The organism is Fibrobacter sp. UWT2 (genome assembly GCF_900142545.1).
Taxonomy (GTDB): Bacteria; Fibrobacterota; Fibrobacteria; order Fibrobacterales; family Fibrobacteraceae; genus Fibrobacter.
The window spans coordinates 49,818-64,603 of record NZ_FRBF01000003.1; the positions used below are offsets into that span (position 1 = coordinate 49,818).

Here is a 14,786-nt window from a genome sequence, read left to right on the forward strand (position 1 = left end):
CGAGTTATTTTGAAACGTTATATTGAAATTTTCGTTTTGTTGCTGGCTATGTTGAGTGTAGCCGCCGTGGCACAAGAACCTGTGCCCGATTCGCTTGCACCCCAGGGAATCACTTTTAACGGAATCGTGCAAGATTCCTCCTTTGCCGCAGGCGAAAAGCTCAATGTCGAAATCCTGGAATCGGGCGAAGCGTTGCAGACGACTGTTGGCACGCCCTTTAGCATCGTGCTCCCCGAAGACACCCTCTGGAACGTGTGCGTCACCAATTCCGACACCGCGGGCGCCGAAAAAGAAAAATGCTACGAACTCAAGTACATTGGCGCAGAACGCAGTTTCTCGCAAGCGCTTGGCGAAGCTTTTGTTCAAGACGAGAGACGAGAGACGAAAGACGAGAGAGATTCTACAGAGGAAGGGGAAAGTCTTCCCCTCGCTGCTGCCGCTGACACGGCATCCACTACCCCTTCTAGCGTGGTTGACACCCCGCAACGCCCTGACACGGTGGCGCAAGATTCCGCAAAGCAAGACGTTGATGTCGATGCGCTCCTTGCCGGTGGCGATAACGCCAAGGTAACCGAACTTAAGAAAGTCGTGGTGCAACTCCGCCGCCGCCCCAAGCGTAAGCCCGGTGAATCGGTGGTGTCGGCAAAGTCTATCAAGCGTATGCCGAGCCTCGCCGAAGCCGATGTGATCAAGAGCATCCAGGCGCTTCCGGGCGTTGTCGCCAGCTCCGATTTCAGCTCCAAGATTTATGTGCGCGGTGGCGCCGCCGACCAGAACCTGTTCCTGTTCGACAACGCCGTCGTTTATTCGCCGGTGCATTTCTTCGGACTTTTCAGTACGTTCCTTGTCGAAGGTATCGACGATGTGCAATTCTACAAGAGCGGATTCCCCGCACAGTACGGCAACCGCTTAAGTTCCGTGCTTAAGATGGATGGCCGCGCCGGTGGCCAGGATACCGTAGACGAATGGTTCAGCAAGTCAAGTATCAAAATCAGTACGTTTGCCGCGCAACTCCACACCGAAGGCCATAAGGGTCCCGCTCGCTGGGTGCTCGCGGGTCGTACGACTTACATCGGCTACATGCTCGATTTGATGAATGCTTTGGACATCATCGATCTTGCGCTGGACTATGAATTTACAGACCTGCAGGGTACCTTCATGTACAACTTTAGCGACGATACCCGCATGAAGCTGAGCTTCTACGTCGGTAAAGACCGCCTGAGCTTTGACCCGCTCTATATGGACTGGGGCAACATCGCCATTCCGCTCGGCATTTACCACCGCATCAATGGCGATTGGGACTACAACGCGACTCTCGCCTTCAGTGAATTCTATCAGACCATGAGTATCAGCGACCTCATGTCGATTGAAATGTTCCTGTACACCTTTGCGGGCAAGCAGTGGGTCAACTATCGCGGCGTTCCGAATCATACGTTTACGCTGGGCTACGAACTGGAATACGACTACGAACGTTACCGCGAACAGATGTCTACCATCAGTGTGGTCGACATTCAGAAACCGTTCCATCATGTGGCTTACCTGCAAGACGCCTGGAAGTTTGCACCTGATTACTTGCTGCAATACGGCCTCCGCTTTAACTACCAGACGGCAGCGGAACACTTTGGCGTAGAACCGCGCACCTCCTTGACCGTGAATATCGACGACGACAAGACGGTGGAATTCTACGGCGGCTATTACCTGCAGTACCTGAATTCGATCGTCTATACCGACCAGGAAACGCTGAACGAATTCTATTACCCGGCCACGACAACTACCAAGGGCAAGCATATCAAGCCGGCTTCTTCTTGGCTGTTCGCAGCGGAATATAGCCAGCGCGGTATCTTTGACGATTACGATGCGACTGTGGGTGTTTACTACAAGACGCAAAGCAACTTGAACACGTTCGTGGCCGTGCTCGACAGTAACGACGAAACCACTTCGGATGACTTTGTGGTGGCTGACGGATTCGGTACGGCGGAAGGCTATTCCTTCGGTTACGAACTGTCGCTGCGCAAAGATAAAGGCTGGTGGTTTGGCGGCATTAACTGGAGCCAGAGCATTAGTGTCATGAAGACGGATGACGGCACCAAGCCTTATTTCCCGAGCTGGCATCAGCCTTACGCCCTCAAGATGGACTTGGGCATTAACTGGCGCGGTAAAGAAGACGCCTTGTCGGTTCACCCGACGCAAAAGGACATGTACGTGCGTTCTTCTGTTATCATGAAGTATTCCGCGGGTATGCCCATCAGCGAATACAAAGGCTACTATGTGTCGCAGGATTTGGGCCACCAGCAGTATACCGATGAAACAATCGTGTTGCCGGGTAGCCGCAATGCCGCCCGTCAATCAGATTACTTCCGCGTTGACGTAAAGGCCATCGACATTGGCCGCGAAAACAAGTGGAGCTTCAGTTGGACGATCATCAACTTGACTGACCATAAGAACATGTTCTATACTTTCTACGATACGAGCAAGAACCCGCCAGAAAAGACCGAAATTACTCAGTTCCCCTTTTTACCGATTATGCTGAATTATGAGTACTATTTCTAGACAAAATAATAATGGTGTCATCCTGAGCGTAGTGCGGGGACTTTTTCTTCTCGTAGCTTTATTCCTCGCGGCTTGTAGCGATTTTCACGGCCCGTGGGATTACTACCCCGAAAAGCGTGACGTGTACACGGGTATCTACACCTACGGCTACGTTATCAGTGGCGAATCGCCTTATGTCTGCTTTTCGAAGGTTTACGAACTCGACGAAACGGCTGCAGAAAGCTTTGCCTTTTACGATAGCGCCTACGTGACGGTGTCGGGTTCTTTTGCTGACGGCAAAGAGGATGTCGATACGACTCTTGTCTTGCGCCCTTATCGGCCTTATAGCGGCAAGCCGAATTGCTTTAGCGGCTATGGTTATCTTGGTAAAGTGGGCGAGACTTACAAGCTGGAAGCCTACTTTGAATGGGACAGCTCGGGCCACAAGGCAAAATCCCGTTACACGGCAGAGGCGACCATTCCGAACCCGGTAAGCGTCAAGGGGCTGAATGCTCCCCAGCAAGATGGCAGCTACAAGTGGATTCCCTACAATGAATCGATGCCCAGGTTCGAGATAGACTTCTTGGAATTCCCCATGGACATGGAATTCGTGAAGTGCGCCATGGATTACGACAGGACCGTCAAGGGTGTCATATCGGTCATGAACTATGACATGACGAATGCCGAGTCGCAGAATACCACGATTAATCATATGTTCAAGGGCTTTACTAGCGAAGACGACGAAGGCTATCGTGGAATTTCGCTTCATGATCCGTTGGAACAGTCCCAGAATCTTGGCTTCACATCGAACCGCAGGGTGGCCGATTATTATGCACTGGATACGCTTTACCTGATGAATATGATGTTGCCGCTTGGTGATGTTTCGGTAGATTTCTATTCGACCGATGCAGCCTACATTGACTATATCGACAAGGTAAAGGAATCGGTGAACGACTCGCGTATTGTGCCCGAATCCAACATTGAAAATGGAATGGGCGTATTTAGTGGAATGGCGAAGTCAAGGGTGCTGTTGCATGTCAATGGCGAGGGCGTGAATATGAAGCACATTGCTCACCACAACTGCTACAATACCGAGGGCGATCTTTCGGACAGCTGGGATTCCAAGGGCTGCAGGCTTTATCAAGATGTCTTCTGCGCGGGAATCTATGCCGAACAATACTGGTACGAAGATTTGGCAGAACTCAATAGCTGGGCGTATGAACGTTACCGCGATACCGTGTCTAGCAGGCATCTTGAATCTTGCTTTGCCTCTAACGTGAAGGCAGCCATGATGCTCGATACTACTAAGTGGTCGCTGTTCTTGCCCGACACGATTAGCGAGGGTGCGAAATTTATGGCTTACGCCGATGGCCTCAAACGCTATTGCGTGGCAAGCAACTTCGAGAACAACAAGATTGCCGATTGTTACGGCTTGTACCAGTCGTGCATTGTGAGCCCGGAAGCCAACTACTGCAAGGATTATCTGTGGACCTGGTGCGCTGACCGCGACTGGCCCAACGAGGAACAGTGCTGGAGCGCCTTGGTGAGCCGCTACTACCTAACCGAACAGAAGTCGAGCATTATCAAGCGCGAAGTTCAGAGAATCTGCGACTATTACCACCCCGTTACTTGCGACAACTGGTGCGAAAAGCAGAAAGATGGTCACATGAAATGCCAGTAACATTATGGCGATAATTTTATAAGACAAGCGCCCCGGCTTAACCGCCGGGGCGCTTTCTGTATGCAAGTTTTTGAATGCTGAAGAGTTACTTATTCTTTAACGCAAGGATTCGCTTGACGCTTTCGTCAATGCGGGATTCTTTTATGTCGCCGTTTTCGACGGCCTTGACGACGGCATCGAATACCTGCGTGAATTCGCGTGAGCAAAGTACCACGTCAACACCTGCCTGAATTGACTTGATTGCGGCTTCAGCGTTGCCGAATTGCGTGGTGATGGCGCCCATGTCCATGGCGTCGGTCACGATGACTCCATTGAAGCCGAGTTCGCCGCGGAGCTTGTCTTGCAGAATGACCGGTGAAAGCGTTGCGGGCAGTTCGTTGCCGGTGACTTTCGGGGCCGCGATGTGAGCGGTCATGATCATCTGGGCGCCTGCCTTGATGCCTGCCTTGAACGGAATCATTTCGCACTTGAGCATTTCATCCCAGGTTTTGTTGGTTTCGGCGTAGCCGGAATGCGTGTCGGTTTTTACGTCGCCGTGGCCGGGGAAGTGCTTGAGCGTGCCGATAATGCCTGCGGAATCGAGACCGTTCAGGTAGCTTACCACGAAATCGGCGGCGGTCTCGGGATCATCCGAGAAGGCGCGCGGGCCGATGACGATGTTTTCCGGGTTCGTGTTCACGTCGGCGACCGGGGCGTAGTCGATGTCGAAGCCGTATTCCTTGATGTAGCTTCCGATGGTGAATGCCGCCTTGTAGGCTTCGTTCGGGTCGCCGCTTTCGGCGATGGCGGCCATGCTTTCGTACTTGGGAACGTCAAAGTTTTCGTTGTTTGCGATGCGGGCGACGCGGCCGCCTTCTTCGTCAATGGCGAGGAACGGAGAACCGTTCAGTTTCCTGATTTCGGCGATAAATGCTTCCAATTGCGATTCGTCTACAATGTTGTGGGCGTAAAGAATCATACCGCCGATGGGGTAGTCCTTGTTGATGGCGAGCATGGTTTCGTTCACTTTCTGCAGCTTGAAATCCGGAAGTTCGGCGTATTCGTTCCAGTGGATGCTGGTGTCAAGTGCTTCGGGGCGCACAAAGAACATCTGGCCCACCTTCTCGCGGATGGACATCTTGCTTACGTCAATCGATGCACCCTCTTTGCCTGAATCGTCAGGGGCCGATGATGAAGAATCGTCACCACAAGCGACTAGTGTCAGGGTTAACGATAATGCAAAAATGGAATGTCGCGCGATGCTCGCAATGACGTTTTTCTTGAAATCCATAAACACCTCGTTAAATTATTCAATATTGAAGACCTTACCCGAAAGCATCAAGCGAATCGCCTTCGAAAGGGTAGTCTTGTTTGTGAGTTTGTCTGTATCGACTTCCTTCTTTTCGCCGCTAATGTCAAAGGCGAGTGTGGCGCCGTTGTCGTTCACGTCCATCTTGACTTTTGCGCCCATCACGAGCGGCAAGTTCACGTCATCGTGACCGGCAGGGAATCCGCACATCACAGGAATGTCGTATTTCTTGAGGTAGCTCGAAAGCATGGCCTCGGTACTTTCGTAATCAAGATCGGTGCCGGAATCCACGAACTCGCCGAGAATCACGCCGCGCACGTTTTCCATGACGCCGTGCAGTTCGATGGAATGGAACATGCGGTCGATGTTGCGAAGGTTTTCGCCGATTTCTTCCATGAACAAGATGATTCCGTCGTTCTGGAAAACGTCGATGTCGCTTGCGCCAATGAGTGGCACGAAGGTGGTCATGTTGCCGCCTACGAGAATGCCTTCGGCTTTACCCTTCTGGTTGTACTTGTGCTTGGGAACCTTGTAAGTCGGCACTTCGCCTTTGAGCAAGTCTCGCAGGAGTGTGCTGTTGTCGTCTTTGCCTGCGGTTTTGGCAATGCTGGAGCTCATGGTGCCGTGAATGCTCATGACGCCTGCCTTGGTCTGCATGGCGTGCAGTGTGGTGATGTCGCTATAGCCAATAAGCCACTTGGGATTCTTTTTCACAAGTTTCGGGTCAATGAGGTCGACCAGTTGAATGGTGCCGTAGCCGCCGCGGTTGGCAAGGATTGCCTTGATGCTTGTGTCCTTGAGGGCGGTAATAAAGTCTTTGGCGCGTTCTTCGGCGGTGCCGGCGTATTTGCCAGCTTCAAGTTTGTCCACGTTCTTGCCGATAACGGGCGTGAATCCCCATTCTTTAATGACATCGGCTGTCTTTTGGATGTTGGAATCGGGGGTGGTGTACGAAGGCGAAATTAAGGCAACCTTGTCGCCCTTTTTCAGGAATGCGGGCATTGTGCATTCGGCAAGGGGCGTTGATTCTCCGGGCCAATCGATGGCGCTAGTGGAGCCGTCGTCGCTGCAGGCTGAAAGGATACATAGGGCTGCGATAGCACTGAATGTGCCAAATTTTTTAATATCCATGATTTTCTCCAATTCTAGTGGGGGAAAATAAAAAAATTTGCTTTTGCGGTAACACTTTTCGCGAGGTGGGGTGTTTTAATTATGTAATTTTGAAGAAACCCTATTGCGGAAAGTTATGAAACGACTGAAATTATTACCGTTAACGCTTGTCGTGATGCTCCTTTCGGGGGTGGCATTTGCCGATCGCGATGCCGAAATTCGCGATTTGAAGCTGGAAAAAGATAAGCTGAATTCCGAAATACAGAAATTGAACCGCCAGATTGCCTCGACCGATTCGATGCTCAAGGCGGACGATTCCCGCTACAAGACGTTGCAGGCCCGCTACAAGGCCGACACGGAACGCCGCCGTAGCGAAATCGATACCTTGAATGCCAAAATCAAGAACGTGGCTGCTGAACTCCAGACGGAACGCAACAAACAGGCCCGCGCCAAGAACAAGAGCGACAATGTGGCATCCAAGCGCAAGGCTCTGCGCGAAGAACTCGCAGGCATCAGCAAACGTTTAGAAGCACAAGTCGCGCAGACGCTCCCGTGGGAACGCGAAAGCAGACTGGACCGTGTCAAATCGCTCACCCGCGATATCGAAAGCGGTAATGCCAGCGAAGAAGAAGCTTTTTCTCGCCTGAAATCGCTTGTTGCCGAAGAAACCAAGTTCGGTGACGAAGTGGCAATCATTAACAGCCCGCTGACCCGTAAAGACGGCGAACTCATTAACGCGGCGATTTTGCGTATTGGTAACCAGTGGATGGTTTACAGCGACGACAACGGCACCGTTTTCGGAACGCTCGTGCGCAAGATGGTGGATGGCAAGATTGTCTACGAATGGAACGAAGACTTGAATTTGGAAGAACGCGCTGCGGTAAAGCTCGCACTTGACGTGAAGCAGGCGAAAAAGCCACCTCAGGTCGTGAAGCTGCCCGTAAGTCTTTCTGTGGTGGGGGGTGAGAAATGATAGACGAGAGACAAAAGACGAGAGACGAGAGAGTGTTTGAACGTGTCATCCTGAGCGAAGCCCGTCAGGGCGCAGTCGAAGGATCTAGAGCATTTTTGTTTGCAACGATCCTTTTCCTCTCGGCGACTTCTGCTTTTGCGTGGCCGTGGTCGGGCTCGGGCGAAAGCAAGGCGACTGCCGAAGACCAGGCACGAATCAAGGATTCCCTGCAGACTGAAGAAGTTCGCAACTTGCAGCGCGAAGTAGAGGCTTTGACCCGCATTCGCCTGCAGAAGGCCGATTCGCTTGAAAAGCTTGAAGCCGAACACTGGCGCAAGCGTTATGCCGAATCCCAACTGACCGAAGAACACCAGGCAGCATCGCGCGAACTGGATGCCCGCTATTCCAAACTTTCGACAGATCTTGGCCGCGTGAGCGAAGAAGTGGCGGCAAGCAAGAGCCTGACCGAAGAAGCCGAAGAAAAGGCTCAGTCCGAAGAATCTGCTTACGATGCATTGAATACGCAGGTGAAACTTTCGATCGACAAGACGCTTGGCGATGCCATGGGCGATTACCCGGTGGGCATGAATGGTCGCTTGATTCGCCTGAAGCAAGCTTCTAACGAAGCCGAAAAGGCAACGCCGAATACGATTGGTGCGGTGCAGAGCTACATGGACGATTTGCTGATCCGCCATGAATTGACTTATACGCAGTTCTACGGTCGCGAAACTTCGCAGGTGGGCAGTCGCCCCGATGTGAACGTGAACCGTTTGCGCTTGGGTACCGTGTTCCTCGGCGAAGTCGCGCAGGACAATGGCGATGTGCAGGCATTGCTCCGCTCTGGCGCCTTGCAGGGTAAGGTGTTTGAATGGAATGCTGCGCTCCCGCCTGAAATGGCTGGTAACGTTAAGCAGGCTGTGGTACAGGCAGGTTCTGCTGGCGAAAGTGCTTCGCCGACGGTCGTGATTCCGCTGGATGTGCTCCAGAATAAGGCAATCAAGAATGCGATTACCGACACCAAGGAACTCACGATGACCGAACAGTTCAAGGAATTCTTCAAGAAGGGCGGTATCGTGATGTACCCGCTCATGCTGGTGGCGATCTTTGCGTTGCTCCTTTGCTTGGAACGCTTCCTGGTATTGACTTTCCGCGGACATTTGGGCCGCCGCTTCTTGAAAAAGTTGAATGCGCTTGTCAAGGAATCCCGTTACGAAGACGCTGCGAATCTTTGCCTGAAAAAGGAAACGAGCCTTTCGCTGGTCCTGTTTGCGGTGCTGAATCGTGCCCGCGATAAGCGCGAAGACGCCGAGCGCTCTCTGCAAGAAGCGATGCTCCGTGAACAGCCGAAATTGGAACGCCGCATGGGCCTCTTGGCTGCCATGGGAACGATCGCTCCGCTGCTTGGCTTGCTCGGTACGGTGACCGGTATCATTACGCTCTTTACCGTGATTACCGAAGTCGGCACGAACGACGCACGCGTTTTGGCAGGCGGTATTTCCGAAGCCCTGGTGACGACGGAAACGGGCCTTGTGATTGCCATTCCGGTGATGATTTTGCACGGCCTCTTGAGCGAAAAAATTGAAAAGGTCACGAGCGAAATGTATGTGCAGAGTACCTCGCTATTGAACAGAATTTTCGGGAAGGAAGCGTAAGCGGGCATGTCTAACACCCATTACATATTCCTGGAGTCTCTGCAGAACACTTACCAGGCGGGCGGCGTGGTCATGCTCCCGATCCTCTTGGCAGGCGTTATCGGATTCTACTTCCTGTTTTCGAGCTGGTTCCGCATCGGGAGTGATTTCTTCCGCGCTGACATTCACAGAGTCATCAAGCGTATGCGTCTTGACTTGAACGGCGGTAACGAAGAATACGAAAAGAATGCTGAACCCCCGAGCGTCGAAAAGGCGTTGCGCAGGCTTCGCAAGCGTGGCGGACTTTTGGGTTGCGAGCTGAGCTATGCGATTGATGTGGCGAAGGAAAACCCTGAAGGATTCCGCGACTACATGCAAGTGCGTCTCGCCAAGACGGTACGCTACATGGAACAAGGGAACCACATTGTGTCTGTGATGGCCTCGGCCGCACCGCTCCTGGGTTTGCTTGGAACCGTGACGGGCATGGTCTCGACCTTTGAAGTGATTACGCTTTACGGAAACCAGAACCCGGTGCTCATGGCCGATGGCATTTCCGAAGCGTTGATCTCGACGCAGAGTGGCTTGCTCGTGGCATTCCCGCTCACGCTTTTGAAACAGCGCCTGGATGAACGTGTTGAAATTTTGCGCCAGAAGATGGAACTCGGCGCGACTGTGATTGAAAACTATTTTGTGGAAAAGGCTGAAGGCTAGTTATGGAATTCAATTTGCCGAGAAGAAAGCAGAAAGACATGGGCATCGAAATGGGCCCGCTGATGGATATCGTGTTCATCTTGCTCATTTTCTTTGTGGTGACGTCTTCGTTTACGCGTGAAACGGGTGTGGACGTGACTAAGCCGCAAGCACAGTCTGCAAGCCAGCTCGAAAAGGAAAACTTGCTGATTGCCATTACGCGTGAAGGCACGATTCACATGAACGAACGCCAGGTAGACTTGGCAAGTTTGCAGGATATCTTGAAACAGTCGCTTGCGAAGGCTCCGGACCGTGAAGCGGTGGTGATTGCCGATAAGGGGGCTGAAACGGGCGTATTGGTGCAGGTGATTGACATGTGCAACTTGGCCGGAGTGAAAAAGGTTTCGATTGCGGCTCAGGCGGAGTAATGTTGCATTTTTTGAAAAAAATAGTGAAGCGTTTTAGCATTTTGCTTGCGGCGATTCTCGCGAGTATGCTTCTCGTGTTCTCGGTGACGATGGCGAACTTGTTCCTGACGGGCAAGGTGTTCCACGAAAAGAAATACAACAAGACCGAAATCGCGATCAAGAAGGTCGACGAAGTCGAGAAAAAAGTCGAAAAGAAAAAGCCCGCACGCAAGCCGAATCGCATGAAGTCGAATTCCCGCTCGCCTAAGGCTGGCCCGCGTTTTGCAATGAATTTGGGTGCTGCTTCGGGTAACGGCGGCGCAGCCGTAAGCCGCGACTTGGTGGCTGATTTCCGCGGCGGTGCGCTCTCGACGGAGAAGGGCGATGTCGACAAAAAGCCTGAAAGTCGCAGCATGGCGAATTTCCAGGTGCCGCCCAAGATTCGCGATAACGAAATCGATGCAACACTCCGACTCAGTTTTTGCGTGGATGTAAGCGGCAAGGCTTACGATATCAAAGTGCTTGAAGAGTCTCCTGCCGGTTCTGGCCTTGCGCAAGCCGGTCGAGAGGCTCTTGGTCGCATGACGTTTACTCCTGCCGAAAAGGCGGGCAAGGCGGTGCCCTTCTGTGGTATGGAACAACCGTTCGAAGTGAAATTTAGAGACTAGTTAGAAGTAGACGGTAGACAGTAGGCAGTAATATTTTAGTAGAGACGAATGTTATGTTTTTTAAAAAGTTCCTAAATGATTTTTGTGGACAAGGGAAGTGCTCTAGGTTCTGTCTACTTCCTACTTCCTACTTCCTACTTCTTTTTTCTCTCGCTGTTTCTTGTTTCGCTGCGCAGTCCTCTTACGACTTGATGGAACGCGCGAATGCCCTTTACCGCGATGGAAAATTCAAGCAGGCCATTACGCTTTACCGCAAGGCTGAATCTCGCGGCGCCGACCCCGTCGCCACCAGTTTCAACATCGCGAATAGCTACTATCAGCTGGAAAACTTGCCCGAAGCCGCGGCCACTTACCGCAAGGCGATCGATTTTTCGAATGGTGCATTTTCGCCTGCGCTCTTCAACATGGCGAGCGTGTATTTTAGACTCAAGCAGTATCCGGAATGCGTGGCGGCGTATCATCGCGCGTTGAAACTGGAACCGGAAAATGTTTCCGGTTGGCTTTACTTAGGCGAAGCCTATAGTAAAACCGGCGACGCGGTCGGCGCCTTGCGTGCCATCGAAAAAGCTTACCAGCTTGACAAAGAAGACATTAGCATTGTGTACCAGCTTTCTGAAGCGAATATCTCCCTCAACGATTTCGAACGCGCCGTTGCTGTCATTCGCGAAGGCTATGCCGCCCACCCCGAAGAAATCGACTTTTTGGTTTATTTGGGTGACGTTTACCGTCTGAACAAGCAGTACGAAGAAAGCGCCGCTGCCTACCGCGAAGCGCTGGGGGTACGCCCTGATGATCCGGCGACCATGTACAAGCTCGCCGACGTTCTCGCCGAAGACAACAAGCCCTTTGTCGCGATGGATGTGCTCAATAACCTCACGCAAATCAAGCCTGACTTTAGCGACGCCGCCATCTTCCTCGGAAACCTGGCTTACGACGCCAAGTTCCTCGATCGCGCCGAAGCTGCCTACGAGCTCGCTGCCAAACAAGGTAACGCCGAAGCCGTATTCGGCTACAAGAACATGGCCTACGACGCACACGCCCAAAAGCGCGACGACGAAGCCCTGCGCCTGCTGCGCACCGCCCAGAGCTACTTCCCGGACGATGTCACCCTTCAGGCCGACATTCTGGAGTTTGAAAAGAAATAATTAATTGAAATCGAGAAATTCTTTTTTATATTCACTCTAAACAGGAGTTCTTATGAAGAAGCGTTTTCTCCCTTTCATTGCCATGATGGCATCTTTCGCCGTATTCGGCTGCAGTGACACCAAAACCTCCGCTACGGGAAAAACGGCAGAACCTGCCAAGACCGCTGCAGAAAAATCGGCAGCGCCGGCAGAAAATGCTGCCCCTGCAGAAGCGGCGAATGTTGTTCAGGTGGCAAAGACTATCACGCTTGCGAACGGAGCGAAAGTCACCTGGATTCAAGATAATCAGGGCGAGAAGCTGAACCCCCGCAGCCTCTTTAGCGATGCAAGCGACTCGCTGTATGCGAGTTTGAATTTGCCCGAAGGCATTCCCGCTTCGGTGAGCACTTTCCTGTTGCAGATCGATGGCAAGAACATCTTGTTTGATGCGGGCCTCGGCGCTTTCGGCGGCCAAACGTTGGATCGCCTCTCTGCGCTCGATGTCACTCCCGATAAAATCGATTTGATTTACTTGACGCATTTCCATATGGACCACATTGCTGGCCTCGTGGTGAAGGACTCTGCCGGCAAAGACGTGAAGGCTTTCAATAACGCAGCCGTTTACGCAGGCAAAGTGGAATATGATGCCTGGATGAATGATCTCCCGAAGAATGACTTGCAGAAAGTGGTCATGGGAATCTATAAAGATAGCTTGCACTTGTTCGCTTTCGGCGACAGCTTGCCGCATGGGGTGCTCGCGCTCGATGCCGTGGGTCATACTCCTGGCCACACCGCCTTCCAGGTTTCGAACCTGCTCGTGATTGGCGACTTGATGCACGGTTACGCCTTGCAGAAGGACCATCCTGAAATCAATTCCAATTATGACATGGACAAGGAAAAGTCCGTCGAAAGCCGCAAGCGCCTAATGCAATACGCCCGCGACAACAAACTCACCATGGCTGGCATGCACTTGCCGCCTCCGGGATTTGCGGAATAGTTCTACGGCAGAATAGCTCCGCGCAAACAAGGATTTTCTATGCAATGGAATGCTGATACAAAAGAACGCATTGAATCTCGTCTGAACGAAAAGGAAAGCTCGCTTGCCGCATACGCCTGCAAGTCTGCTCAAGCGGTTCGTTTTCACGAGGCTCCAGAAGATCTCCGCCCGAACTTTTTTCACGATGCGGACAAGATTATTCATTCCTATTGCTACAGCCGCTACATTGACAAAACGCAAGTTTTTTACCTGGTCGAAAATGACCACATTACGCATCGCGTGCTCCACGTGCAACTGGTGGCGAAAATCGCAAGAACCATCGGACGATTCTTGAATTTGAACGAAGACCTGATCGAAGCAATTTCGTTAGGGCACGATGTTGGCCACACGCCTTTTGGCCACGATGGCGAACGTATTATTTCGGCTTTTCTGCAAGAACAAGGCATAGGCATTTTTGAACACAACGTTCAAAGTTTCCGCTTATTCCATGACCTCGAAGCTTACGGAAAAGGCTTGAACCTTACCGCACAAGTTCTCGACGGAATCATCTGCCACAACGGCGAAATCCTGCAGAACAGCTACGGCTGCGACCGCAACAAAACTCCCGAAAAGTTGCTGGAGGAATACCGCGAAAGTCTCAAGGGAACTTTTAAATCGAAAGATATGGTGCCGATGACGCTCGAAGGCTGCGTCATGCGCATCTCGGACGTGATTGCTTATGTTGGCCGCGACATCGAAGATGCTATCATCTTGAAACTGGTGGAACGCGAAAGCTTGCCCCGCGAAGTCACGGAAGTGCTTGGTGATAAGAATAGCACCATCGTGGATACGCTAATCAAGGATTTGGTCAATAACAGCATCGACAAGGAAACGCTCAGCTTTTCGCCGGCTGTTTTTGACGCTCTGAACCGCCTGAAAGATTGGAACTACAAGAACATCTACCTGAATCCGAAAAAGTCGACGCAAGACGAAAAAATCAAGACGATGTTCCGAACCGTTTTGGCGGAATGCCTCGAAGAACTCGGCTCCGACAAAAAAGTCACCGGCATCAATCACTGGTTCAATTCCATGAGCGCCGAATATAAAGATTCGACCCCCAAGCCGCGCGTTGTCGCCGACTATGTCTCCGGCATGACCGATGACTATCTGATGAACGCCTACAAGGAAATCGTCATTCCCAAGTCGTTCGGAATCAGTTTCAAGTAAAATTGTCCTTTTGAGGAATTTTTCAAAGAGTCGTGCGTGCGACTCTATTTGTCGCATACACCTCCTATATTTTTATCGAAGTATTTGACAATATGTGTTAAAAAGACGATAAGGTATATGGTGAAATCGCAAAAGGAGTTAATATGACGCTCGAAGAAAAAGTAAAGGAACTGTATAACGAACTGAAGCCCAAGTGCCAAGCCGAAGGCCTGAACTTGAATTGGGAAATCCATAAAGCCTTAAGGCGATTCCGCAAGGAACATCCCGATCTGGACGACCAGTGGGCTAGAGAGGCTGAGGGGCTGTAATGTCGGAGAAAATGTCGGTGCAAATGTCGATATAAACGAGCGTGAAGTAATAGAAATGGATTCAGAAAATTCTCGTATATCGGCAAAAGAGGTTGCTGTACGAATGAAAAAGTGCAAAATATGCAAAAATAATTCCTAACACCATTTAAACCATGAACTTCATTGATTTCTTGATGGAACCCCAAGGCTTGCTTT

Annotated in this window: 13 protein-coding genes; 11 read left to right on the forward strand and 2 right to left on the reverse strand. The window is 51.5% G+C overall.

The annotated features are described in order from the left end of the window. Window positions 1-36: 36 nt before the first annotated feature. Both BUA40_RS02590 and BUA40_RS02595 read left to right on the forward strand, forming a co-directional pair. Window positions 37-2,550 (forward strand): TonB-dependent receptor plug domain-containing protein, encoded by a 2,514-nt coding sequence (locus BUA40_RS02590; protein ID WP_255369168.1) that lies wholly within the window; start codon window positions 37-39, stop codon window positions 2,548-2,550. A 31-nt stretch (window positions 2,551-2,581) separates the two neighbouring features. Continuing rightward, window positions 2,582-4,210 (forward strand): hypothetical protein, encoded by a 1,629-nt coding sequence (locus tag BUA40_RS02595; RefSeq protein WP_143149669.1) that lies wholly within the window; start codon window positions 2,582-2,584, stop codon window positions 4,208-4,210. Between the two features lie 85 nt (window positions 4,211-4,295). Here the strand turns inward: BUA40_RS02595 and BUA40_RS02600 are convergent, their stop codons facing one another. Together BUA40_RS02600 and BUA40_RS02605 are read right to left on the reverse strand one after the other, a co-directional pair. Further along, window positions 4,296-5,480: a glycoside hydrolase family 3 protein gene (locus tag BUA40_RS02600; protein WP_072798003.1), complete on the reverse strand. Its 1,185-nt coding sequence runs from the start codon at window positions 5,478-5,480 to the stop codon at window positions 4,296-4,298. A gap of 15 nt (window positions 5,481-5,495) precedes the next feature. Further along, window positions 5,496-6,629, reverse strand: a complete 1,134-nt coding sequence (locus BUA40_RS02605) for a S66 peptidase family protein (RefSeq protein WP_072798005.1) — start codon at window positions 6,627-6,629, stop codon at window positions 5,496-5,498. A gap of 115 nt (window positions 6,630-6,744) precedes the next feature. Between BUA40_RS02605 and BUA40_RS02610 the strand changes: the two genes are divergently transcribed. The 9 genes from BUA40_RS02610 (at window position 6,745) to BUA40_RS14490 (ending at window position 14,591) form a co-directional block, all read left to right on the forward strand. After that, entirely contained in the window at window positions 6,745-7,581 is an 837-nt protein-coding gene (locus BUA40_RS02610) for a DUF3450 family protein (RefSeq protein ID WP_072798008.1), read from the forward strand. Next, a complete protein-coding gene (locus tag BUA40_RS02615; protein ID WP_083585235.1) occupies window positions 7,578-9,212 on the forward strand; it encodes a MotA/TolQ/ExbB proton channel family protein in 1,635 nt (544 codons plus the stop codon). Before BUA40_RS02610 ends, BUA40_RS02615 begins: the two co-directional genes overlap by 4 nt. 6 nt (window positions 9,213-9,218) lie before the next feature. Further along, window positions 9,219-9,902: a MotA/TolQ/ExbB proton channel family protein gene (locus tag BUA40_RS02620; RefSeq protein ID WP_072798013.1), complete on the forward strand. Its 684-nt coding sequence runs from the start codon at window positions 9,219-9,221 to the stop codon at window positions 9,900-9,902. Window positions 9,903-9,904: 2 nt separating this feature from the next. Next, complete coding sequence (locus tag BUA40_RS02625) at window positions 9,905-10,309, forward strand: ExbD/TolR family protein (protein WP_072798016.1); 405 nt, start codon at window positions 9,905-9,907, stop codon at window positions 10,307-10,309. 23 nt (window positions 10,310-10,332) lie between these two features. After that, on the forward strand, window positions 10,333-10,956 hold the full coding sequence (locus BUA40_RS02630; protein ID WP_255369169.1) for an energy transducer TonB: 624 nt from the start codon (window positions 10,333-10,335) through the stop codon (window positions 10,954-10,956). A gap of 191 nt (window positions 10,957-11,147) precedes the next feature. Then, on the forward strand, window positions 11,148-12,101 hold the full coding sequence (locus BUA40_RS02635) for a tetratricopeptide repeat protein (protein WP_369827581.1): 954 nt from the start codon (window positions 11,148-11,150) through the stop codon (window positions 12,099-12,101). 52 nt (window positions 12,102-12,153) lie between these two features. Then, window positions 12,154-13,077, forward strand: coding sequence for an MBL fold metallo-hydrolase (locus BUA40_RS02640; RefSeq protein WP_072798020.1), 924 nt, complete (start codon window positions 12,154-12,156; stop codon window positions 13,075-13,077). Window positions 13,078-13,116: 39 nt separating this feature from the next. Further along, window positions 13,117-14,283, forward strand: coding sequence for a deoxyguanosinetriphosphate triphosphohydrolase family protein (locus tag BUA40_RS02645; protein ID WP_072798022.1), 1,167 nt, complete (start codon window positions 13,117-13,119; stop codon window positions 14,281-14,283). Between the two features lie 143 nt (window positions 14,284-14,426). Beyond that, window positions 14,427-14,591, forward strand: a complete 165-nt coding sequence (locus tag BUA40_RS14490) for a hypothetical protein (protein ID WP_173387921.1) — start codon at window positions 14,427-14,429, stop codon at window positions 14,589-14,591. Window positions 14,592-14,786 lie beyond the last annotated feature (195 nt).

Bases quoted from the DNA above. Each gene is read 5' to 3' on its own strand.
- BUA40_RS02600 (WP_072798003.1), bottom strand. From the start codon at position 5,480: ATGGATTTCAAGAAAAACGTCATTGCGAGCATCGCGCGACATTCCATT.
- BUA40_RS02605 (WP_072798005.1), bottom strand. From the start codon at position 6,629: ATGGATATTAAAAAATTTGGCACATTCAGTGCTATCGCAGCCCTATGT.
- BUA40_RS02610 (WP_072798008.1), top strand. From the start codon at position 6,745: ATGAAACGACTGAAATTATTACCGTTAACGCTTGTCGTGATGCTCCTT.
- BUA40_RS02615 (WP_083585235.1), top strand. From the start codon at position 7,578: ATGATAGACGAGAGACAAAAGACGAGAGACGAGAGAGTGTTTGAACGT.
- BUA40_RS02620 (WP_072798013.1), top strand. From the start codon at position 9,219: ATGTCTAACACCCATTACATATTCCTGGAGTCTCTGCAGAACACTTAC.
- BUA40_RS02625 (WP_072798016.1), top strand. From the start codon at position 9,905: ATGGAATTCAATTTGCCGAGAAGAAAGCAGAAAGACATGGGCATCGAA.
- BUA40_RS02635 (WP_369827581.1), top strand. From the start codon at position 11,148: ATGGAACGCGCGAATGCCCTTTACCGCGATGGAAAATTCAAGCAGGCC.
- BUA40_RS02640 (WP_072798020.1), top strand. From the start codon at position 12,154: ATGAAGAAGCGTTTTCTCCCTTTCATTGCCATGATGGCATCTTTCGCC.
- BUA40_RS02645 (WP_072798022.1), top strand. From the start codon at position 13,117: ATGCAATGGAATGCTGATACAAAAGAACGCATTGAATCTCGTCTGAAC.
- BUA40_RS14490 (WP_173387921.1), top strand. From the start codon at position 14,427: ATGACGCTCGAAGAAAAAGTAAAGGAACTGTATAACGAACTGAAGCCC.